Genomic DNA, 23370 nt, shown 5'->3' with positions numbered 1-23370 from the left:
TGCGCTTTACCGCGTTCATGGTCAAACCGGGCATGGTGCGGATCGCCCCTTGTAAGCCTGCAAGACTAGGCGTTAAGGTCGGCCCCGACACGGCCTGACCGGCAAGGAGAGACAGCCAGCCCATGCCCCCCTTGCCTTCCGTGAACCTCGCAGCTGACTGGCAGCCTTTTCTTGCGCTGGGCATCACCGGCCATCGGGCCACCAATCCGTCGTTTTCTGCCCATGGCGAGGCGATCGCCACCGCGCTGGCGGATCTGTTTGCGCGGATCGACGGGATCGCGGCAGGCCTTCCCGGAACGCACGCGCCGCTGCGGTTGCACAGCCTGCTGGTGGATGGCACCGATCAGGTCGCTGCCGAGCTGGCGCTGGCGCGGGGCTGGCAGCTGGTGGTGCCGCTGCCCTTCGGCGCTGACCTCAACCTTGCGATCAACGCCCATCCACCGACCCCTGCCGATGCCGCAGCACTGTGCCGCGGAGATCCCGCCGCCGACCGCGAGGCAGAAGCGCGCGCCGCCGCGATCCGGGCGATCACCGCGCAGGCGGACATGTTCGAACTGGCCGACCGCGATGCCGAGGTCGAGGCGCTGTTGCTGGCCATGCTAGCCGATCCGGACGACCGCGCGGCTGCCCGCACCTTTGAAGCGCTTGTCTCAGGCAATGTTGCGCTGGCGGGGCGGGTCATGATCGAACGCACCGATCTTGTCGTCGCCGTGTGGGACGGGAAGATCGCCAATCTGGCCGGCGGTACCGGCCATACCGTCGCCACCGCGCTGGCGATGGGCACGCCGGTGCTGCTGGTTGATCCCGGCGCACCGGGACGCTGGTCGATCCTGACCCGCCCAGAAGAGCTTTTCCAGCCCGGTGACGAGGCTGATGGCAGTGCGCCTGACCTTGCCCGGCTCGAAGCGATCATCCGGGCTGCGGTGGTGGTGGAAGGCTGGAGCCCGGCGCAGCTCGAACGTGAGGCGTGGCGTCCGCGCAGTTCCCGCGGCTTCGGGCTGTATCGGCGGATCGAGCGGCTGTTCGGCGGCGCGGGCGGCGCGTTTGGTTCGCTTCGGGTCGATTACGAGGCACCCGCAGCGATTGCCGATGGCAGCGCGACGGGTCTGGTGCAGGCGGCTGCGGCCATGCCCGGCGGTGATCAACGGGTGACGGCGCGGCTGAGCGGCGAAGTGCTGCCGATGTTCGCCTGGGCCGATGGCATCGCCAGTCGTCTGGCCGATGCCTATCGCAGCGGGATGTGCGTGAACTTCGTGCTGGCGGCGCTGGCGGTGATCATCGGGCTGGCGTTCCTTCCGGCAGGTCTGGGGGAGCTCAAGTGGATCTTTGCCACGGTCGAGCTGCTGCTGCTGGTCGGGATCCTTGGCTTGACAGCCGCAGGTTCGCGGCGCGGCTGGCACCGGCGCTGGTTCGAATTGCGGCGCGTTGCCGAATACCTGCGGCATGCGCCCGGCTTGCTGCTGCTCGGCGTCTCGCGTCCGACGGGTCGCTGGCCCAGAACCGGCGGGGGCCAGGCAGGCGGCGAATGGCCCGAGCATTTCGCCCGCCACGCCCTTCGGGCGGTGGGCCTGCCACGCGCGCGCCTAACCCGCGCCTATCTGCGCGCCGCCCTGACCGGTGTGGCGTTGCCGCACGTCGTCACCCAGCGCGCCTATCATGAGGCCAAGGCGCACCGGCTGGAGAAGGTGCATCACCGGCTCGACCGGGCGGCGGGCGCATGCTTCGTGCTCGCGGTAGTATCGGTGCTGGCCTATCTGTTGCTGAAGTTCGCCGGGGTTGCCGGATTCCTGCCCAAGGCGCTGGCCGCCGAGCTTTCGCCGCTGTTCACCTTCCTCGGTGTCGCCTTCCCGACGCTCGGCGCGAACCTTGCGGGGATCCGCTATTTCGGTGATTTCGAGCGCTTCGGCGCGATCTCGCGGGTGGCGGCGGAAAAGCTGCGCGAAATCGAGGCCCGCATCACGTTGCTGCTGGCTGGAGCGGAAAGCGGCTTGACCTATGCCGCCGCCGCAGACCTGATGCACGCGCTTGATGAGGCGGTGGTCGAAGAGATCGAGAGCTGGCAATCGGTCTTCGGCGCGAAGCACCTCGCCTTACCCGCCTGAACGGCTGCCTGAGCGGCCCGTCTAAACTGGGTGCGGACAGGGTGCCGGTTGCAAGCGCAATGGTGCCTGCGGACCCAAAAAATCCGTTGACCGCCCGCAGCCCGCGTTGCAAACAGCGCCCGCTTTGCGGATGCCACTCAACGGCACTGTCAAGAACGCGCATCTGGTGACATCAAACCCAGAATTGCGGGTGTAGCTCAATGGTAGAGCAGCAGCTTCCCAAGCTGACGACGAGGGTTCGATTCCCTTCACCCGCTCCAGCGCCGCCTTCCCAAAACATCCCGGAAACGCTATAAAACCCTTGGAAACCATAGGGCTTCTGGCGTTCGTTTGTCCTGCATTTGCCCGCTTAGTCCCGCCAAATCTCGCTGATTTGGGGGCCACATTGGGGGCCACACAGGTTTCCGCCAATTCGAGTGGCCCCCAAACTGGGGGCCACGCACCGGGTAAAGGTCTGAAAATATGGCATTAACAGACGTTGCCGTTCGCAAGGCTAGACCGAAGGCGAAAGCTTACAAATTGGGCGATTCGCTAGGGCTCTTCCTTTTGGTTCAGCCAAGTGGCGGCAGATTGTGGCGCATGAAGTACCGCGTTGATGGACGCGAGAAGAAACTGGGGCTCGGAACCTACCCGGAAATCGGGCTAGCAGAGGCCCGTAGAAGGCGCGATGCTGCACGCGAGGCTCTGGCGCAGGGAAAGGACCCTTCGCGCGAGAAACAGCGTGAGAAGGCGCGTAAGAAGCTTGGTGCCGAGAATACATTCGCTTCTATCGCCGCTGAATTTTGCGAGAAGCGCAAACACGATGGCTCACGAGCCTGGGCACCCGCAACGGCGAAGCGCTGCGAATACCTACTGTCGGTCCTCAACAGTTCGATTGGCAATCTGCCCATCGCCGACATCGAGCCTGCCGACATCCTGACAGCCGTTCGCCGGATCGAGAGTAAGGGCAAGCTGGAAAGCGCGAAGCGAACCTTGCAACTGGCAGGCTCAGTGTTCCGCTATGCGGTTGCTACAGCGCGCCTCAAGTCCGATCCGACGCGCGACTTGAGAGGCGCGCTGATGAACCCTACCGTGACACACTACGGTGCGGTTCTTGATCCCGTCGAGGCTGGCGAGCTGCTCAGGGCTATCGATGGGTACGAAGGTCAACCTGTCACCAAATTGGCAATGCAGCTTGCTCCGCATGTGTTCGTGAGGCCGGGCGAGCTTCGCCATGCCGAGTGGAGCGAAATCGACTTCGATGGCGCTTTATGGACGATCCCGGCGAGCAAGACGAAGATGCGCAAGGATCACCTCGTCCCGCTCTCAAGCCAAGCCATTGCGATCCTAGAAGATGCCCATAGGCTGACCGGTCCGGTTGGCTATGTGTTTCCGTCAGTTCGAACCCGCAGGCGTCCCATGAGCGATAACACGATCAACGCTGGCTTGCGCCGTCTAGGCTACACCACCGACGAAATGACCGCCCACGGCTTCCGCGCGATGGCCTCCACCTTGCTAAACGAGAGCGGCAAGTGGAGCCCCGACGCAATTGAGCGCGCCCTTGCGCACGGCGACAGCGACAAGGTCCGCGCAGCCTATCATCGCGGAGCTCACTGGAAAGAGCGCGTGAAAATGATGAAGTGGTGGAGCGACTACCTCGATCAGCTCTGTGAGGGCTCGCAAGTGGTGCCGATCAAGGCAGCGAAACGCTAACCGATTGCGCCAAAAACCGCAACCCTTCTGCAACCCGTGACAGCAAGTGAAAGTATCTATTTATTGTAGTAAGTTATGGCAACGTGAGTGGTCTGCGGTTCGGCGCAAACCCGCTCTACTCGTAGACGGGTTGATTCCACCCAAAACGCTATTTCAATTCAGAAACAAAGGCTTATATCCCGAAATTGCGGGGTAGGGTGTGCTCCTGTTCTAAGCTGCGAAGGACGGTCCAGATAGGCGAGGCAACATGCTGATGTGGCAACAATCACTTCCCAGTGGATTTTGAGCCTCGCTGGCGTTTGAGGCTGCTTATGGGCCGATAGCAGGCTGTCTGCTTTAAAGAGATGCGTGCTGCTATCAATTCTACCTCATCGCGCCCTATCCTTCCCATCGACTGGTAGGTCGATCTGGCGCTCAATATGATCGCGAGACTGGTAGGCGCCGAAGCCCCGAAGCGCCATGTCTTCAACAAGGGAAGACAAACGCAATGCGGCCGGAGGAAGCGAACGATCCTGTCGGGTCACGATCGAGCCCTTGATTTCAGATTCCATCACATCGTCAAGGCGAGCCAAAATCCGTACATTCCCGGCATCGAGCTCGGACCGGATTACCGCCTCTGGCAGCAATCCTACGATGTCAGTGCTGGTAAGGAGCTGGCGCAGCAAGCCCAGCTCGTGAGCCGTGAGAAAAATTTCGCGCAATGATGAGATGGATTTGAACTGTGCCGGAAACGCTTCGACAAACTGCTTGAGCAGCGAATCAGGCACTTCGCTACCTCCAAATGGGTGAATCAATAGATCCGAAACCTCAAATGCGCCCTTGCGGATCAGTGGGTGGTCAGATCGGCACACGAAAATCGGCGGGACAAGAGGAAACTCCCGGTAATCGAAACTGTCGCTCCGTCGATCTGGCGATAGGCCGATAAACATGTCGATCCTGTCCGAGCGCAGATCTTCCTCCATTGTCCGCCAATTGCGCGCCAGGGTAGTGAACTGCAGCTCGGGAAAGCTCTTCAGCAACGCAGCAAGAGCGGGGGCGAGCAGCCCCTCGGCGATGGCCGTATCGACGCCGACAATCAGGCGGCCGATCTTCAAATTCTGCATGAGCGCCATGTCACGCCTAGCCTGCGAAACAAGCTCGACGGATTCCCGAGCCGCATGCAGTAACCGTTCTCCATAGGGCGTGGCAACGGTGCGTCGCTTCTTGCGCTCGAACAATTGCGTACCGTACTGATCTTCGAACTTGGCGACCGTCTGGCTTAGCGCTCCGTGGGTGATCCCGAGTCTGTCGGCAGCCCTTCTGTAATTGCCCATCTCAGCCAGGGTGATCAGTTGCCGGTACCGCCATAGCTCATCCATCTCGGAACCTCCTTTGGATAGAGCATCTATCCTTATTGCTCAAAGTTGATAGCTTGACCATCCCCAAGCTGCAACCGGTCTTGCTTGAGTCCTTGTGACATCGCGCCGGGCAGTTTTGGGGGAGTGGGTAATGACTAAGACACTATTTTCGGCCGTTTCACTGGGCGCGATCATCATGGCGATGCCCGCACAGGCGCAGGATCAGGCGCAGGGGCAACCCCAAGATACGGCCGAAACGCCAACTGGCGGCCAAGGTAATCCCATCATCGTCATTGCGCAGCGCCGCGAGCAGGACGTTCAAGATGTGCCGGTCGCTATTTCCGTCTTTAGCGATGAAGATCGTGACAAGCTCGGCATCCGCACGATCCAGGACATGTCGAATTTCACGCCGGGCCTGAGTTTTTCCGCGTCGCTCGACCGGCTTTCGATCCGCGGTGTCGGGCGGCTGACCAATATCATCGGCACCGATCCGGGTGTCGCGACCTATAATGACGGATTCTATACCGCCTCTGCGGCGGAAGCATCCAAGACACCCATGTTCGTTGAGCGGGTCGAAGTGCTTCGCGGACCGCAGGGCACGCTCTATGGACGCAACTCGATTGGCGGTTCGCTTAATGTCGTTTCCAAAAGGCCGACCGAGACCTTTGAAGGCGAAGTGCGCGGAACGGTCGAGAGTCTCGGTTTCTGGATCGGGGAGGGCTATCTTTCGGGACCTATCACCGAGGGGTTGAAGGCGCGCGTGAGCGTCCAGGTTGGTCCACGCTTTTTCGATGAACCCTATACCAATGTTTCGGGGCTGAAGGGTGAAGGCACGCTCGACCGCTTTCTCGTGGAAGGGCAGCTCGAATGGGACATCTCTGATTCGACCGAGCTCTGGCTCAAATACTCACATGCCGAATGGGACGACCATAACCGCACAGGAGGTCTTGCGACGGCATTCTCAACGACTGACGTTTTGGCAGAAGGTCTCGTTCCCAATGCAGCGTTCGGCTATACCGTTGCCTCGCCAGGCGTCACTGATCCGCGATCGTTCGATGCCAATACGCGTGCCAGCCAGAAGCTCACCGATAACCACAATATCGTGGCACAACTAACGGCTGATCTGGGCGGTGTGACACTCAAATATGTCGGCGGGTATTCGCAGTACTTCTACGAGCAGATATCCGACTACGATTTCACGAGCGTGGATTCGGTTACCACTGGTGCGGGCACGCTGGCCGCGCTTAGTCCCGCCTTTGCCGCGTTCACCTACACTTACAATCCAACCTATGTGCAGGAGTACATCGAGGACAAGAGCTACTACAGCAACGAGATCACCCTTTCGAACAGTGACGAAGGGGCATTCAACTGGATTGTTGGCCTCTATCAATACTCGGAAGATTTCTCGCAGCCGATCACCCAATTTGTCGACGGCGACGGCTCGGATAATCTGAGCGCGGCAATGGCGGCGCCATTGTGCACAGGTCCGGGAGGTGCGGTCGCCGCTAGCTGTGCTGCAAATCCTCGGCGCTCCTTTTATGAGGGAAGAAGCGACCTGAAGACGGATGCCCTCGCCGCCTTTGGTCAGGCCGATTTCGAGGTCGCAGAGAATCTGACGGCCACCGTCGGTCTGCGTTATTCGCGCGACAAGAAGAAGGGCAATGAATCGTTCCGGCTGGTCGGATGGAATCCGACGGACCCGACGCTGAATCCGGCAGGTTGTTTTGGTTTCGGCTGCGGAGCGTTCACCCCAGCGCTGGACGTGACCGTTCCGGTGCTGAACACGGTATTTCCAAGCCTGACCGGCTCGGGCGCCCAGACACGGTCATTCGAGGATGACTGGAGCGGTCTTTCATGGCGGCTCGGCCTTGATTACGCGCCGAATCCCGACACGTTGATTTTCGGCAGCTATTCGCGCGGCATTAAGTCGGGCGGCTTCAATCTTGGCGTGTACTCGGCCAATGCGGTGGTCGACAAGGAAGAGGTCGACGCATTCGAGATTGGGATCAAGAGCCAACCCGCTTACGGGCTGACGCTGAACGTCACCGCGTTTCACTACATCTATGACGGACTGCAGGTTCCGATCGAAGTTGAAACCGGCGGGATTGGTCTGGGCAATCTGTTCAACATTCCGACTTCCAAGTCGACCGGCGTGGAATTCGAGACGGCATGGGAGCCGACCGACTGGTTCGAGTTGAACGCTAATTATGCCTATCTCGATGCCAGGATCACGGAAACGAACCTGCTGTTCGACGATCCGAACCTTCCGGGGAACAATTTGGTCGATATCGATGGCAATCGTTTGCCAGCGACTTCCAAGCACAAGCTTTCGCTTTCGGGCCTGGTTGATGTTCCTGTCTCCAGCGGGAACCTGTTCTTGGCGGGTAGCTATGTCTACCGGTCTGATGCCTATTACGGGGTGTTCGACAATCCCAACTATCGCGTGCCGGGCTGGGATCAGGTCGACTTGCGAGTAACCTATGTGACCGACAACCAGAACATCCGCCTGATCGGATATGTCCGGAACGTGTTTGACACACTCGGTTATGACGGTGCCGATGCGCTTGAGGGAAGCCGCTCGTCAGCCTTTGGCCGTACGCTCAGCTACACGCCGCCGCGCAGCTTCGGAGCCGAGATCCAGTTCAGGTTCTGAATTGAGACAGCTACAGGGCCTCGATGCGTCATTCGTGGCGCTGGAGCAGCGAAACGCGCCGATGCATATCGGCTCGATCATGACCTATGATCCGGCGACCGCACAGGACGGTTTCGTACGCTTCAAGGACATTCTCGGTTTCATCGAGGCCCGCCTGCCGTTCTCCAAGACTATGCGGCAGCGGCTGGTGCCGCTGGATTACCCCTATTGGGTCGCAGCTCGGGATCGATACGGTCGAGGAACGCTATAGGCAGTCAGGCTCCGCTATTGCTGGCTGTTTCGCCGTCATTGGATGGGAATGGTGCGCCGCCAAGGGTGATCCGGTGCATCAGGCGGCGTTCCCCGTCATAGTCGTTCTCGGCAAAATGCCAGGTCGAGCGATTGTCCCAGATTGCCACCGATCCGGGTTGCCAATCGAAACGGCACTGAAATTCAGGTCGCAATGCGTGGTCATAGAGCTGCTCTAGCAGCGCGCCGCTCTCGTCTTCGTCAAGTCCCTCGATGTGGGTTGTATGGGCCGGATTTACATAGAGTATTTCGCCGCCGGTAGCCGGATGACGCACAATTACTGGGTGCTTGGCGGAGCCAACATCGTCTGTGCCTTTCAGCGAGTTGCCGAGGTCTGTGCCTTGGTAATACCCGCCGCGCCCATAGATGTGAACGTTGGAATGGACGGCGATCAGCTTTGCAACACGTCGCTTCAGATCGTCGGGCAGCGCGGCCGAGGCAGAATGCATATTTGCGAACAGTGTGTCGCCGCCGCTTTCCGGAAGTATGCGCGCAACAAGGATCGAACCAAGTGCCGGTGCCTCGTCATAGCTATGATCGGTGTGCCAGCCGCCCCCGATGTTGGTCGTCTGGTCGGCTTCCTTTCGGACCTCGGCGATTTCGGGGAAGCCTGGAACCGGCATGAAAAACTTGTTGAGGACGATCTCGCCAAATCGCCGCGCGAAACGAAGGTGCTCGGCCGGCGGCAAATCCTGATCGCGGAAGAAAAGCACGCCGCGCGCCGCGAGCAAGGTGCGCAGCTTATCGATCTCGTCATCCCTCGCCTGAGCGAGTTGGAAGTTTTCCACCAGCGAACCGCAATGCTCGGACCATTCACGCGTTTTCAAATTGCGCCTCCTCCTACGAAGCCTGCTTCGGCATAAGCCGGTTCGGGATAGTCGTAGAAGCCCTTGCCGCCTGCTGCTCCGGGACAACCTTCGCCGAGTTTCCCGAGCAGGCAGCCGCTGACCTTCGCAATGTTCTCAATGCCCGCCAATGGGCCAGTCACGGCGAATAGCGTGAGCGCACGTTCCAGCCCGATATCATCGAGAATGGCGAAGGGCCCCTTCGCCTGACGGGTGGCCGCAATCCAAGCGCGGTCGATGTCATGCGGTTCGGCCACGTCATTTGCTGCGATCAGCGCGGCATTTTGTGTCCAGGCAGATGTCAGCGCGTAGTCGGCACCGCTGGTCTCCGGATACCCGTTGAGGAAGCCGGGGCGGCTGTATGCCGGGTCGGGATAGGTGTAGAACCCATGGCCTGATTTCATCCCGAGCCTGCCCGTACCAACGATCGGCGCGAGGAAGGACAGTACCTTACGCTTCATCAAGTCCATCAACGGCTGGTCGGGCATTGCGGGGCGGTGCTTCCAGCTGTCGTAAATCAGCGCTGTGCCGAACAGGTCCATCATGCCAAACGGCCCCATTGGTGATCCGGTGCGCTTCATCCAAGCACGGTCGACATCTTCCATGCTTGCTGCGCCATCGATAACCTGAAGCATAGCGGTGGCCAAAACCGGGCCGATCATTGCGTTGAAGACATAGCCCTTGTTCTCCTTGTTGAGAACGAGCGAGATGCCGCCAAGATTTGACACGTATTCCTTGAGCGCTGCCGTTGTCCCGGGTGCGGTTCGGGGGCCGGGCACGATATCGAACAGCATAGCGCCCAGATGCGAGTGAAGAGCGGCAAAACGGCTCCCGTCGCCTAGCGCATCTTCGATATCCGATACCATCAACGAGGAACTGTTGGTGGTGATGATGACATCGCTTCGACAGCGGCCATCGAGATCAGCAAACAACTCGCGCTTGACTTCGAGATTCTCGAAAATGGATTCGCTCACGAGCTTCGCGCCGTAGAGCGCGGCAGTCAGGTCGTGCTGTGTCGCTATGCGTGATTTTGCCACTTCGACCGCGTCAGTATCCTGCAGACCTGCCGCGACCATTTGTGCACCCATCGCAGATATAGTTTGCGGCACGCCAAACAGCGTCTCTCGCGAGATATCGTAGATGACTGCATCATAGCCCGCCAACGAGGCGAGCAGAGCGTTATAGCAGCCCATTGTGCCTGCGCCGATAAAGCAGACATGGCCAGGATCGCCCGGCCTCATCGCAGCACACGGGTCGGGCGTTGCGGCAACACCAGATTGGTCGCACCCCGTGTAATCATTGCGGGGCGATATTCGACGATGGGCAGTTGCTCCAGCGCGTTGACGATATGGAACTGGGTCGGGTTCTGCTCCCAAGTCAGCCGGTTCCAGTCTACGTTCCCTTCACCCAGCATGATTTGGCTCAAGTGGTTCTCGCTCGGGAATGTAGTGTATTCGTCTAGTGCGGGATCAGGCGCCCCTGCCTTTTGGATGTAGCGCCAGCCCATCGGGTTGTCCTGGCCCTCCTTTGCCTTCTGCGCAGCGGCAATCTCCTCAAGCTCCGGCGCGCGTAGGGCGGAGATTTCCATGCCGACTATCGCATGGCCAAAGTGGCTCGCGTTGCAGCGCCAAACGTCGCCACTGATGCTGTGGTCGGGAATATCCGCGAAGACCTTGGGGATGCCCTGCAATTCGCGCCCGGTCAGGATAGGATCGGCCAGGTTCTCCCAGATGACGAGAGCATAGGTCCCGGCAAGCCTCTCGCCTTCTCCATTGTAGATCACATCCGCATTGACGCCGATCATGTTGTAACCGCGCCCTGCCAGCCAATCGATCTGCTTGTTGCACGCGTAGTAGACAGAGATCACCGGGTCTTCCGCAGGCTCGAAACCATCCGGTAAGAGCGCGGCCAGCTTGGTGCGATCCGTGACATAGGGCACCACCATTGCAGTCACGTCGCGGTACCAGCCGGACGTATTGGGGCCGGTGTAGCGCGCCCCGAAATGCGCTGGCATCATGTAACTCTTGGCTGGATCTCGTTCAAACGTCACTGGCGGGTCCTTGGTCGATTGCGGTGGTTTGAGCTACATTGCGTTCATGCGCTTCTCGGTCGATACGGTAGAGGCGGACGCAGAATATCCGGGCAATCGACAAGGTCAGGATTGCGATAAGATAAGTCAGGCCAAACTCCAGTACGATGTCCTCTGAGACTTCCCCAGGCTTTGCACCTTCCGGGAAACTGACATAGGCCAACACCAGCGAAGCGGCGAAAATGCCCAATCCCTGTGTGGCTTTAGCCGAGAAGGTGATCGCGGCGAAGAATACGCCTTCGGACCGGCGCTTGGTCCGCACTTCGCTTTCTTCGACCAGATCGGCAATCATGGAGAACATGAGCACCTGGAAGGTGATCGTGAGGGTCATCTCGATCACAGCCACGGTGAAGATCAACGGCAGCAGGAATGACGGGCTGTCGGTCGGCATCGGTTCGAGAACCCCGCCGAGCCGTAATGCGATGAGCACCGGAGACAGGAAAAGCGTCGCGCTTGCCGCGATGATTGCTCCTTTGCGCTTGCCGAACACGCGGGTGAACAGCGGCGCAATGATTACTGATCCGGCAGCGCCCACCAGCGAGGCGAGGATGAGAATGCTGATCTGCTCCTGTGTAAAGCCCCACAGATAGGTGTTGAGGTAAAGATTGAGGCTCATCGCAAGGCCCGTCGCGACAGCCGAGATTATCGTCGCCAGAAATAGTGCGAGGAACGACTTGCTGGTTAGCGTCTCGAAAATCTCACCGAAAATGGCCCCCAGACGCTTGGTCTCGGTGACCGGTGCCTTGGGGAGGGTTGGGATCGCCCGGTGCGTGCCGAGGCTCGTCACCATGATGGATGTAAACATCATCACCGATGCGATCAGACCATAGGTTGTGAAGCCGGCGCGGTTGAACAGTCCTTCCGGATTGGCATCGCTCGGCGCAAGGATGACGGCCATGGTGAACGCGGCGATCAGCGTTCCGCCAATCCACCCGAAGAATGTCCGCCATGCCATCAGGCGCGTACGCTCATCATAATCGCGCGTCAGTTCGGGGGCGAGAGCGGAGCTGGGCACCTCATACAGCGTAATCAAAGTGCGTATCAGGATCGAGAGGCCCACGAGGTAGAAGAACAGCTCATTGTTGGTCAGCGTCTCAGGCGGCGACCACAAGAAAAAATAGGCGACCGAGACCGGAATTGCGGAAAAATACATCCATGGGTGGCGCCTGCCCCAACGGCTGCGCGTATTGTCGCTGAGATATCCTACAAACGGGTCGGAGAAGGCGTCAAACACCAGCGCGATCAGCAGTGCCAGCCCGACCAGTTCGGCATCCACACCCAGAATTTGCGAGTAGAACAACAGCAGGAAGAAATCGAAGCCGTTGTTCTTCACGCCATAAGCGATTGCTCCAAAGCCGTAGGCCAGCTTCGTGAGAATGGGTACTCTATTTCCAGTCATTTCGTCCGCACTCATGCTTTGGGACGCGACATCTTGAGTTCAACAAAAAGATCCGATGAAGCGCCGAATGATGCAGACTATCTTCCTATCCAAATTCTACAACAAGGTTACATTCTCTAACCAAATGTGAGATGATTTTGACAGCTATTGGGGCTTGAGGACTTGAATGCCAATATCAAAAACTGGGGCGCGTAGCGGCCAGGGAGGCTAGCCTGAACCAGCGACAGCTTTCAGACGAGAAGCGCGACCACTCGAATGACCGGGATTGGGGCGCAAAGCAGTCATTTGCTGCGCTCAATCGCCGCGCGGCTGCTTCACGACAGGTGTCGTCCGGAGTGGCTAAGCCGAAAGATCTGCGAGCGATTGGCAAACCGCGCGCAAATGGAAATCTGGCGAGCACACCGTACCCCGCGAATTCGGGATTTAAGTCCCTGATATATTTATGGAATACCTGTTTGGGCGAAACACACCCGTCTACGAGTTAAGCGGGTTTCCGCTGATCCGCAGACAACTCGCAGTCTTGTAAAAATCTGAAAGTAAATGAAAATCCTTGATCGATGAGCGAGTTGTTTGAGATCCACCGAATTCTTTCGTCTGTTGTCTCTTAAAGCCGCGCTCTACTCACATTTGAGTTGCCAATCGGACCGGTGACAACCAAAGTCTAGCAGTCTATTTACGAAGGGATGCGATAGGCGCGAAGGTCCCTCCTAATCTCGCGTTTTTCCACAGAAGCGCTGGCAGGTGGGGGCCAGATTGGGGGCCTTTTATGTTTCAGGTTTTGGAAAATTGAATAAGTACAGTTGTTTGCTTGAGTAATTGGCTTCCCTTCACCGCTCCAGCGCCGTCTGCCGCAACCGCCTGACACAATCCTGTTTGCCGCGTTACCGACCGGGCCGATCCTGCGTGTCAGCGATCATGCCGGGCGCAGCTGCGGCCCGCATGCCGCCGGGGTCGCCGGGCCGAGATATCCCAGCTGGCTGGCCCGGAACACCGACTGCGCGCGGTTGACCACACCAAGTTTCGCACAGGCACGGGTGATGTGGTAACGCACCCCGGCATGGCTGCAACCCAGGATGATGCTGATCTCGAAATCGGTCTTTCCGTGCGCGACCCAGCTCAGGCATTCGATTTCGCGGCTGGAAAGCAGGGTATCACCGGGCAGATAGCGTTCATCGCGGGTGACCATGACATAGCCACGCACAAACCGCTGCACCGCTTCGGCGAGGGTTCCGGCGCAGCGGGCGAATTCTTCTGACAGATCTTCCTGTGCCGGATCGGTGCTGGTGAGAACGGCGGCGGCGACCTGTGCGAAGGGAAGGTGGACGGGCAGGATGATCGCGGCCCTGACCGCGGCGCGCTGCTCGAAATCGTCGCGTTCGATCGGGTCGAGCAGGCGGTTGGGCCAGCGTGTCCGGATGCCGTGGCGGTTGATCCAGAACGGTTCGCTCTCGACCCGGCAGGCGCGCAGCACGGGGGAGGCGAGCATCCTGTCGCGATCATGCCAGGCGGCGAGATCGTGTTCCTGCCAGCCAAACACGCCCGCGTTGAGCGGATCGCCTTGCGCATCGGTCATCGGTGCGAGGGTTGCAAGATCGTGCCAGACCATGATCCGCAGGCCATGGCGGCTGGCCGCACGCGCCAGCACCAGCGCGGCGCGGCGGATGTCGGGATTTTCGCCAATGGTCACATCACCGGGCAGGTCGTCCGATGCGGCAGGCGGATCGAACCGGCGAAGTTCGAGAACGTTGGTGGCCAAGCGGGATCTCCCTGAACGAAAATCTGCAATTTCCAGTATGTACGCGCCGGGGCGGAATGGAGTGAACCGGCTTTGTGCACAGGTGCGCGCGACCGATTCCCGCTCCGACATTGTCGGGTTTGCGCATGCAGGGGTGACAGTCCAATGTTAATTTGCAAATTTGCAAAGTGAATATTTGCAAAGTAGAGTCGCCTCATGGGCAATCGGCAGAGGATATTTGCAGGTCAGCAATTGCGCATCCTGCGTGAACGGCGCGGGCTGAAGCAGGCGGATCTGGCGCAACAGCTGGCGATCAGCCCGTCCTATCTCAGCCAGCTTGAACATGACGACCGCCCGTTGACGCCGCGGCTGATCGAGCGGGTGGCGCGGCTGTTCCCGCTCGAATGGCAGGATTTTCCGGGCGAGGATACCGAACAGCTTTCATTGCTGCTGCGCGAGGCGGTGGCCGATCCGATCTTCGATACGCCCACGCCCCCTGACACCATCGCCCGGCTGGCGGAACAGCAGCCGGCCTTCGCGCGCCGCTTTGTGGAACTGCACGGGGCCTTGCGCCGGGCCAACCAGCGGCTCGAAATGGTCGACGAAGCGCTGGCCGTCGATAGCCACGAAGGCGCGCGCCTGCCGTGGGAGGAAGTGCGCGACTGGTTTCACCTTTCGAACAATTATGTCGACCTGATTGATCGCGCCGCCGAACAGCTGATCGCCGCGATTGCCGGGCAGGACGCGGTGCCCACCACCGAAGCCTTGCGCGCGCATCTCAGGCAAGAGCATGCGATCACTGTCGACATCAGCCCAGCCGATGCGCTGCGCAGCTTCGATGCGGGCGAAGGCGTGCTGCGGATCGATTCCGGCCAGCCGGCCGCCAGCATCCGGTTCCAGATCGCCTATCATGTTGCCGCCACGACGCTGGGCGATGCGATCCGCGACACCGCCGATGCAGCGCGGCTGCGCAGCGAAGTCGCGCGCGAATTGCTGACCATCGGCCTTGCCAATTATGCCGCAGGCGCGGTGCTGATGCCCTATGGCCATTTTCGCAAGGCCGCGCGCGCGTTCCGCCACGATGTCGACCGGCTGGCGCTGCACTACCAGACCAGTTTCGAGCAGACCTGCCACCGGCTTTCGACCATGCAGCGCGAAGGCGAGCGGGGCCTGCCGATCTTTTTCTGCCGGGTCGACATGGCGGGCAATATCACCAAGCGCCACAGCGCCACCCGGTTCCAGTTCGCCCGGTTCGGCGGCGCATGCCCCTTGTGGATCGTGCACGAGGCGGCGGCGATTCCCGACCGCATCCTCGTCCAGCTGGCCGAGACCCCTGACGGGCAACGCTATGTCTCGATCGCCAAGGGGCTGGTCAAGGCTTCGGGCCGGTTCGATCGCAACCCCCGGCGCTATGCCGTGGCGCTTGGCTGCGAGGTTCGCCACGCCAGCGAGTTCGTCTATGCCGACAGCATCGATACCGTATCAGCGCAGGCGGCGACCCCGATCGGTGTCTCGTGCCGCATCTGTCCGCGCGCTGATTGCGACCAGCGCGCCTACCCGCCCAGCGACCAGACCATCGCGGTCGACCTGTTCCGCCGCGGCGTGGTGCCTTACGAAATGTCGCGCTGACGCGCCGATCCTGCGGTCATGCGCAGGCATCCGGCCATGGTCAGCGCGCGCGCAAAACCGCGCGGGCAGGATCGGGTCATGCCGCCAGCCGGCCGCTTCATTGTCGACGCCTTCGGACAGCGGTTGCAGGGTGCGGAACATCAGGGCGACCATGCGTTTCTGGTCGAGATCATAGGCCGCGCAGCTCGTGCCGATGGCTTCCTGCTTGGCAAGGATCACCATGTGCAAGAACATCTTCCCGAGGATTTCATCATCGGTCACGAATTGTCTGAGATCTTCAGGCACCAGCACGCCGACATGCATGTGCATGCGGGCCTGCACCGGCAATTCGCTGCGGACGACAGGCTGACAAGGAAAGGGCGCAGGCGGCCCCGGGTTGCACCGTGCCAACCGGCTGATGCAGCGGTTCAGCCCCCTCCCTGCGGACTCCGATCTACTTCTATGCCGGATCATCGCGCCTCCTTGGGGCGATTGACCCGATGTGGGTCATTGCAGGCGAGGCTTGCCTGCTATTCCGCGATGCGTCTGGTCTCGCCGATGGCCTGTTCAGCGATTTCCTCGGGCGTGAACGGTAAGCGGTGCCACTGCTTGACAGCATAGGCGCGGGTCTGGTCGGCGAAGTGCGGCGAGGCGGGATCGGTCGATTGCGAATAGGAGAGGATCGCGTCGGCCACCGGGCCGTTCTCGTCGAAGCCGACGATCTGGATGTAGCTGGTGCCGTGCACCGGCACGAGCCCGCCTGCGGGCGCAGGGCGCGCATCCTGATAGTTCAGCACACCCGCCGTGCCGGGGCCGCCGTGGATCGGGATCGCCTCGCCGTTCGCGATCCAGCGTTGAACCTCGCCCCACGGCGCATCGAGCGCGATTTCAGCGGCATCGAGTTCGTTCACCGCGTCACCCAGCGCGGCTAGCAGCTTGTCGCCTGTGCTCCCCTCAGTCGCCAGATCGCGCGGGGTATTGACCGGATCGGCGGGATCGAAGGCAACCTGCCACAGGTCGCCGCGCTGGCCGATCTTGGCCCACAAGGCACGGAACACCTGCGCGCCGCGGCTGTCCGCCTCGTAACGGCGGTCCCATCCGGCCAGTGCTGCGCAGCCGCGCGCGGCCTCGGCGGAAGGCTCCGTTGTGGCGGCGCACAGCGCCAGCAGCGGTTCGATTGCCATGTCGGCGGCCAGGCTCTTGTTGGCAAAGGCCATCGCCTTGGCGCGAGCGTGATCGACCTTGCCCGCAGCCAGCAGGGCCTCTGTCTCGGTGAAGTTGGAACGGGTTCGCAAGCTGAGCGATTCGGCATGCTTGCCAAGAACAGGCGAAAGCGCGGAGTGGGGCAGGCGCGGATTGCTGAGCCAGTAACTGTCGTTGCTGTTGGTGAGGTAATCGCGACGGATGGTCGCAGCCTGATCGCTGGCGGGCATCAGGCCGGGTTCGGGCGTGCCTTCGGCGACCTGCCAGTTGCATTCGGAACGCGACCCGTCGAGCAGTGTCGCCAGCCGCGCAAACAGGGGCGAGAGCGGGGTCGAACAGGCAGCGATCAGCTGTGCCGAGACATTGGGCACCGCAGTAATATCGGCGTGAAGTGCATCGCCGTGCCGGTCGGAGGCGATGGTGTTGACCCACGGAATGCCGAGTGTTTCGCTGACCGCAGCCTTGATCTCGCCGACGCTGCGGGCCTGGCCGATCCTGAGCCACGTGTCGATGGCGCGGCCATTGCCGCGATTGGCGTCCTGCACCGCATAGGCTGCGCTCGCGCTCCAGATCACGCCCGAATCCGGCGCGACGAAGACCGGGCCGAAGCGGGTGGCATAAAGCGTGCGGGTGACGTCGGCCGCGCCTTCGGGCATCGGCACGGTGACATTGCGCGGCTCCATCGCGACGCTTTCACCATCCAGCATGTAGCGGGTCGGATCGGCGGGATCGAGCACCAGCGCATGCAGCGTGAAATGGCGCGCGGCGGTGACGGTGTGGGTCCATGCGACATCGCGGTTGAAGCCCAAAGTCGGGATCGGGGTTCCGGCAATGCCCACGCCCATCACGTCATAGCCATCCGGCCCGGTAACGTGGAGCTGCCAGAAGCGGCTCGGTCCGTTCCACGGGAAGTGCGGGTTGCCGATCACAAGGCCGCGCCCGTCGGCCGTCGCATCACCGCCGAAGGCCCAGCCATTGCTGCCAAGGCCCAGTTCTCCAGGACGCGGGAGGGCCTGCGCGACCTGCTTTTTGGCTGTGCCCGGCGGCGAGGCAGCGGCGATACCCGGCGCCAGCGCCAGCGAGCTTGCCAGCAGCATCTGTTTTTCAGTGAGGCGCAGCACGTCATCAAGGCTGATTGCGCGCACCCACGCCTTGCCGCGGCATTCGGCGGGGATGCCATCCGGCCCCGCATCCTTCAGAAAGCGGTTATAGCCCGCGACATAGCCTTGCGCGAGCCCGCGCGCCTCGTGCCCCTGATCGGCAAATCCGGCGCGCAGGGCCGGCAGATCGATCATGGCCCGGAAGAACACGTCGGAATTGAGATTATCGACCTGCTGGAAGCCCAGCACCGCGGTGTTGTCCGGCCCGAAATGGCGCGAGCGATCACCCGCAACGGTGGTGAATTCTTCGGCCAGAAGGCACAGATTATCCTCGGCATAGGCATAGGCGACGCCGTAGCCCACGCCGCCCCAGCTATCGGCCTCGATATGGGGGATGCCGTAAGTGGTGCGGGTTATGGTCGCCTCATACTGGCTGCGTGCCTGTGCCTGAGGTACCAGCAGCAGCGCAGCAAGGCTGCTTGCCAGAAGTGTAATCCGCATCGGTGTTCCTCTCCGCATTCCCGTCGGCCGGGTATCGGAAGGAACCTATCGGCAACCGCGCCTTGAAGTAAAGGGACGCCCGGCCAGAACTGCCGGACGCCCCCTCAATCTATCATCACAGTCGCGATCAGAACGATGCGGTAACCGAGAACACCACGGTGGCATCGGCAATCGAGCCGCCCGCCAGTTTCGCAAAATTCGGCAGCAGGTAAGCGCTTTCGGTGTTGGAGATGTCGGTATCGACATAAGCGACTGAAAGCGTCAATCCGGGGGTCGCCTCGAAATCCGCACCGATCAGCCAGTCCAAATAGGTCCCGGTCGGCGCGATGCTGGTGCCGTTGGGGCCGAGGCCGGGGTTGCCATCTGAATAGCCAAGGTGCGCCTTGACGCTGAGCGGGGTGTCAGGGATGCCGTACACGGCGTCGCCCGAAAGGTAGAGGTTGTCCTCCTTGTCGCCCGGATCGGTCGGGATACCAGCCGCAGCAGCGGCGCCTGTGGCAAAGACATTGCCCAGCGCTTCCTGCGACGGGGCGTAGGCAATGCCAGCGGTTAACGACACCGGGCCAATATCGCCCGAAAGCTTGGCATAAAGCTCGGCAAAGTCGGTGGTGTCGGCACCGCTGGGGTACATGAACCAGGTAACGCCTGTATCAAGCGTTCCCTCTCCGACCGGGAACGCGAAGCCGGCGTAGATGTCCAGTTCCATATTGGCGCCGCCGAAGGTGCCCCAGCCCGACAGGTTGGAACCCCAGGTTCCGACATAGAAGCCGCTGGCATGGCTGACGGTAAAGCCGCCCTGAATCGCCATGCCTTCGTCGGTCTGCGAAACACCGCGGAAACGGTAATCGGACACCAGCGTAGCCGAACCTGAGACCGTGATCGCCGGTTCGGCATCCTCGACATGGCTGGCCGTGGCAAGGTCGACCGGTTCGATCGCGCGAAGCCCGAATTTCGGCGCGCTGTCGGCATCCGGGGCTGCGGTTTCGAGCGTCGGACCCATGCTGACGGCTTCCGCTTCATCGGCAAGCGCGGGGGTGGTAAGACACGTAGCGAAAGCGACGGCCGAAGCAGCCGAAGCAAAACGAATTAACATAAGGAACGCTCCAAAGAGAGGACTGGATCGTTCCACCTGCGTGCCGCGCAGGAATTTTTATTCGAACACTCGGTTTCCTGTCGCGGCACAATCTACTTCGTCCAAGTTCAGGACGCGCACAAAGGTTATGTGACAGGGCGGCTTCACATTATCTTATTGCGTGACTTAACTGCAACACTCTGAAGATAAGAAGATACGAAGAATCGAAGATAAGGCCTTGTGGTGCCTCGCAAAGCGTTGCAGCGATAAAAAAGGGGCGCTGCTGCCGTACCCGGCAGCAGCGCCCCCTGCTTTCAAGCGACTGAGGTGGGATCAGAACGTGAAGCCTGCGGTCAGCTTGTAGAAATCGCCGTCATTGCCGCCTTCGATATCGGCGCCAGCGGTGAAGCGCGCGAAGAAGCCGTTGCTGGTCTTGAACTGCACATAGGGACCAAACCACTGGTAGGCGACTGCGGTCGATCCGCCGGGGAAGGTGTTGCGCGTGTTGCTCAGCAGTTCGTAATGCGCACCAGCCGAGACATTGTCGCTGAACTTGTAGCCCGCGTTGATCCAGGTGTGCAGGAAGTCGAGCGCGGCGTCGTCGTTACGGTTGCGCAGCGCGGCGTAGTAGCCGCCGTAATATTCCGCCTCAAAAGTATCGTCGGAATAGTTGACGGTCAGGCTAGGCACGATGCCGTCGGCGAAATTGCCGCCCGTTCCGGCCGGAACGCCATTCGGATCCCGCGCACCGCCCGACAGCAACGCGCCGTTGGTGAGGCCGATCTGCGGCTTGATGACGAAATTCCCGCTATAGATCGCAGCACCGATGCCGAATTCGGTCCACAGGTCCGAACCCAGGCCGGTGCCGAAGGCGTCGGTGGTCCAGATGATGCCGTAGAAGCTGAAATCGACATTCTCGCTGACCGGGATCAGCCCGTTGAACGCCGGATAAAAGCCGAAGAACGAATCCTGATTGAGTGTGACGGTAAAGGAGTCTGAACGCCCGCCGGTGCCACCATCCTGAGCGGCGGCGGCAATGGCAGCGCTGGTCACGACGACTTCGCCGGTGCCTGCGGCGAGACCCGGGGTCGCGCCGGACGCAGTGACGATCACCGGGATTGCCTCACCCGCAGCCGCGATGGTGATGCCGGTCAATTCTTCGTTGGTCGCGGCATCGAGCACCGGCACAGCCGAGCTACCAGCGAGGTTGGCGGCGGCCTTTTCGGTGAGCATCACCGGGGCAGCTGCTTCGAATGCGGCGGCGGGGGCCTGCGCGAGGGCGGGGGCCGAAAGGGCACCGGCGACGGCCAGCGCCGAAGCAGCGGATGCAAAACGAATATTCATGTGGAACGCTCCTTGAGAGAGGTGGGATCGTTCCGCCTGCGTGCCGTGCTTTGCCTCTTGTTACGTTCGAGCTTCATGCGCGGCAATGAAATCCATTATCATCGCCTTCGCCCTGCACAATTATTTTGCTGTTTATGTCTATCACATTGCTTGTCTTGTGTTGCAGCAATGAGACAATTACAATTACTTCTATATTACTATATTCGTTTATCTGTATCTACGAAGATATGAAGAGAAGAAGATAGGTTAGCGGGTATCATGACCCGGCGCGCAAACTCTCCATGTCGATGACGAAGCGATACTTGATGTCGCTTGCTTCCATGCGATCATAGGCGGTCTGGATGTCCTGCATCGCGATCACCTCGATGTCGGGCAGGATGCCTTTCTCGGCGCAGAAATCGAGCATCTCCTGCGTTTCGGCCAGCCCGCCGATGCCGCTGCCGGTCAGCACCTTGCGGCCCAGCAGCACACCGGTGTGGAGTTCGGGCATCATCCCGATCAGCCCGACCAGCACCTGCACCCCGTCGATCCGCAGCAGGTGGAGGTAGGGCACGACATCATGGCGCACCGGGATGGTGTTGAGCACCATGTCGAATGTGCCGCGCGCCGCCTTCATCGCGTCCTTGTCCTCGGTATTGAGGAAGGCGTGGGCACCGAGCTTTTCGGCATCGGCGCGCTTGCTTTCGGAGCGGGAAAGCATGGTGACTTCGGCTCCCATCGCGGCGGCCAGCTTGACCCCCATGTGGCCCAACCCACCAAGGCCGGCGACCGCGACCTTGCTGCCCGGCCCGACCTTCCATGTCCGCAAGGGGCTGTAAGACGTGATCCCGGCGCACAGCAGCGGCGCGGCTTCGGCGCTTGGCAGGTTGGCGGGGACTTTCAGCACGAACTCTTCGCGGCACACGATCCGTTCCGAATAGCCGCCATAGGTCGGCGATCCGTCGCGCCGGTCCTTGCCATTATAGGTGCCGGTCATCCCGCCGGATTTGCAATATTGCTCCAGATCGGCCTCGCAATGGCTGCATTCGAGGCAGGAATCGACCATGCAGCCGATTGCCACCCGGTCGCCCACCTTGTGGCGTGTGACGCTGTCGCCCACCGCGCTGACGATGCCGACAATCTCGTGGCCCGGCACAATCGGATAGGTCGTCCCGCCCCAATCATTGCGCGCCGAGTGCAGGTCCGAATGGCAGATGCCGCAGTGGGTGATCTCGATCAGCACATCATCATTGCGCAGGCCTCGGCGGGTGATCTGCATCGGGCCGACCCCGCTATCGGGCGCGGTCGCACCATAGGCCTTGGCGGGGTATTCGTTGGTGGCAGTGGTCATGCGAGATCTCCTTCATGTGCGATACCGAACCCGCAGGGTTCGCAAGGGCGCCAAAGTATTCTGGTGCCCGTCGGCCGGTAGGCCGCCCCCGCGGAGGCGCTGGCGAAGCCAGCTAGCCGTGAGCGATCATTTCGGCGGCATGCGGATTGCCCCATCCAAGCGGAACTGGTGGGCGTTGATGTAGGTGTTGCGGGCGATCTCCAGCACCAGCGATGCAAATTCCTCCGGCTCGCCGAGGCGTTTGGGGAAGGGGACGGATGCGTTGAGTTGCGCCCACATCGGCGGGTTGCGATCCTTCATCCCCAGCATCAGCGGGGTCGCAAAGATGCCCGGCATGACCGAATTGACGCGGATGCCCATATCCATCAGATCGCGCGCCATCGGCAGCACCAGCCCGTTCACCCCGGCCTTGCACGAACCATAGATCACCTGCCCGATCTGCCCGTCTTGCGCCGCGACACTGGCGGTGAGGATGATGCAGCCGCGCTCGCCATCATCATTGACCGGATCGGCATTGGCCATGCCGAGGGCCGAAATCGACGCGACCCGGTAGCTGGCAACCAGAATGCCTTGCGCCCCAAAGGCGTAATCATCGGTCGAAAGACGTTTATAGGCGCCTGCTTCCTTGTCCCAGCCCAGCGTCTTGCCGCGCTTGCTTGCCATCGCGCAGTGCAGGGTCACGCGTTCCTGTCCGTGGGCGGCGCGGGCGGCGGCGAATCCGGCCTCCACCGATGCCTCGTCCATGATGTCGACATGGTGGAAGGTGCCGCCGATTGCCGCCGCGTGTTCCTCTCCCGCCTCATCATTGATGTCGAAGATCGCGACCTTCATGCCCGCATCGGCAAAGGCCTTTGCGCTCGCCTTGCCGAGGCCCGAGGCCCCGCCTGTCACCACTGCTGCCATGCCCGCTTCGATCTTCATTGACGCCGTCTCCCTTGCCGTTGCCCCCATGGGCTAAGCCGTTCGCGGCTCCCGCGCCACCCTCTCAATTGAGACAATCCTGCCTCTTTGCGGTCAAGATCCGGTCACCGGCTGTTCGCTCGCCTGTCACCGCTGCCGCTTAGGGGGCGTG

General features: G+C 61.0%; 16 protein-coding genes and 1 tRNA gene. 6 read left to right on the top strand and 11 right to left on the bottom strand.

Annotation, left to right across the window (positions count from 1 at the left end; genetic code table 11):
• Nucleotides 1–140 precede the first annotated feature (140 nt).
• The 3 genes from BUA05_RS10195 (at nt 141) to BUA05_RS10185 (ending at nt 3794) form a co-directional block, all read left to right on the top strand.
• Nucleotides 141–2102: a hypothetical protein gene (locus tag BUA05_RS10195; protein WP_245790165.1), complete on the top strand. Its 1962-nt coding sequence runs from the start codon at nt 141–143 to the stop codon at nt 2100–2102.
• Nucleotides 2103–2288: 186 nt separating this feature from the next.
• A tRNA-Gly gene (locus tag BUA05_RS10190) sits at nt 2289–2362 on the top strand.
• 202 nt (nt 2363–2564) lie between these two features.
• Entirely contained in the window at nt 2565–3794 is a 1230-nt protein-coding gene (locus BUA05_RS10185) for a tyrosine-type recombinase/integrase (RefSeq protein WP_072674782.1), read from the top strand.
• A gap of 368 nt (nt 3795–4162) precedes the next feature.
• Here BUA05_RS10185 and BUA05_RS10180 read toward each other — a convergent pair whose 3' ends face one another.
• Complete coding sequence (locus BUA05_RS10180) at nt 4163–5152, bottom strand: LysR family transcriptional regulator (RefSeq protein ID WP_072674780.1); 990 nt, start codon at nt 5150–5152, stop codon at nt 4163–4165.
• A 130-nt stretch (nt 5153–5282) separates the two neighbouring features.
• On the opposite strand from BUA05_RS10180, the gene BUA05_RS10175 reads away from it, so the two are divergent.
• On the top strand, nt 5283–7784 hold the full coding sequence (locus BUA05_RS10175; protein ID WP_084662591.1) for a TonB-dependent receptor: 2502 nt from the start codon (nt 5283–5285) through the stop codon (nt 7782–7784).
• Between the two features lies 1 nt (nt 7785).
• A complete protein-coding gene (locus BUA05_RS10170; protein ID WP_143150299.1) occupies nt 7786–8034 on the top strand; it encodes a wax ester/triacylglycerol synthase domain-containing protein in 249 nt (82 codons plus the stop codon).
• A gap of 4 nt (nt 8035–8038) precedes the next feature.
• On the opposite strand, the gene BUA05_RS10165 is transcribed toward BUA05_RS10170, so the two are convergent.
• The 5 genes from BUA05_RS10165 to BUA05_RS10145 form a co-directional block, all read right to left on the bottom strand.
• Entirely contained in the window at nt 8039–8899 is an 861-nt protein-coding gene (locus BUA05_RS10165; RefSeq protein WP_072674776.1) for a TauD/TfdA dioxygenase family protein, read from the bottom strand.
• A complete protein-coding gene (locus tag BUA05_RS10160; RefSeq protein ID WP_072674774.1) occupies nt 8896–10158 on the bottom strand; it encodes a 3-hydroxyacyl-CoA dehydrogenase NAD-binding domain-containing protein in 1263 nt (420 codons plus the stop codon). Before BUA05_RS10160 ends, BUA05_RS10165 begins: the two co-directional genes overlap by 4 nt.
• A complete protein-coding gene (locus tag BUA05_RS10155; RefSeq protein ID WP_072674905.1) occupies nt 10155–10931 on the bottom strand; it encodes an acetoacetate decarboxylase family protein in 777 nt (258 codons plus the stop codon). Before BUA05_RS10155 ends, BUA05_RS10160 begins: the two co-directional genes overlap by 4 nt.
• Before the next feature lie 25 nt (nt 10932–10956).
• Complete coding sequence (locus BUA05_RS10150) at nt 10957–12420, bottom strand: MFS transporter (RefSeq protein WP_084662590.1); 1464 nt, start codon at nt 12418–12420, stop codon at nt 10957–10959.
• An 898-nt stretch (nt 12421–13318) separates the two neighbouring features.
• Nucleotides 13319–14161: a helix-turn-helix transcriptional regulator gene (locus BUA05_RS10145; RefSeq protein WP_084662589.1), complete on the bottom strand. Its 843-nt coding sequence runs from the start codon at nt 14159–14161 to the stop codon at nt 13319–13321.
• A 195-nt stretch (nt 14162–14356) separates the two neighbouring features.
• Between BUA05_RS10145 and BUA05_RS10140 the strand changes: the two genes are divergently transcribed.
• A complete protein-coding gene (locus tag BUA05_RS10140; RefSeq protein ID WP_072674773.1) occupies nt 14357–15769 on the top strand; it encodes a helix-turn-helix domain-containing protein in 1413 nt (470 codons plus the stop codon).
• A gap of 509 nt (nt 15770–16278) precedes the next feature.
• On the opposite strand, the gene BUA05_RS10135 is transcribed toward BUA05_RS10140, so the two are convergent.
• From BUA05_RS10135 to BUA05_RS10115, 5 genes are all read right to left on the bottom strand, one after another.
• On the bottom strand, nt 16279–18552 hold the full coding sequence (locus tag BUA05_RS10135) for a penicillin acylase family protein (RefSeq protein ID WP_084662588.1): 2274 nt from the start codon (nt 18550–18552) through the stop codon (nt 16279–16281).
• 127 nt (nt 18553–18679) lie between these two features.
• Entirely contained in the window at nt 18680–19645 is a 966-nt protein-coding gene (locus tag BUA05_RS10130) for a TorF family putative porin (RefSeq protein ID WP_084662587.1), read from the bottom strand.
• 312 nt (nt 19646–19957) lie between these two features.
• Nucleotides 19958–20968 carry a DUF6733 family protein gene (locus tag BUA05_RS10125; RefSeq protein ID WP_072674770.1) on the bottom strand — a complete coding sequence of 337 codons (1011 nt, stop codon included), beginning with the start codon at nt 20966–20968 and terminating at the stop codon, nt 19958–19960.
• Between the two features lie 256 nt (nt 20969–21224).
• On the bottom strand, nt 21225–22298 hold the full coding sequence (locus BUA05_RS10120; RefSeq protein WP_072674768.1) for an NAD(P)-dependent alcohol dehydrogenase: 1074 nt from the start codon (nt 22296–22298) through the stop codon (nt 21225–21227).
• A gap of 126 nt (nt 22299–22424) precedes the next feature.
• Complete coding sequence (locus tag BUA05_RS10115; RefSeq protein ID WP_072674766.1) at nt 22425–23219, bottom strand: SDR family oxidoreductase; 795 nt, start codon at nt 23217–23219, stop codon at nt 22425–22427.
• Nucleotides 23220–23370: the final 151 nt, after the last annotated feature.

The organism is Erythrobacter sanguineus, from assembly GCF_900143235.1.
GTDB lineage: Bacteria > Pseudomonadota > Alphaproteobacteria > Sphingomonadales > Sphingomonadaceae > Erythrobacter > Erythrobacter sanguineus.
This window is presented reverse-complemented; position numbering and strand designations above follow the sequence as displayed.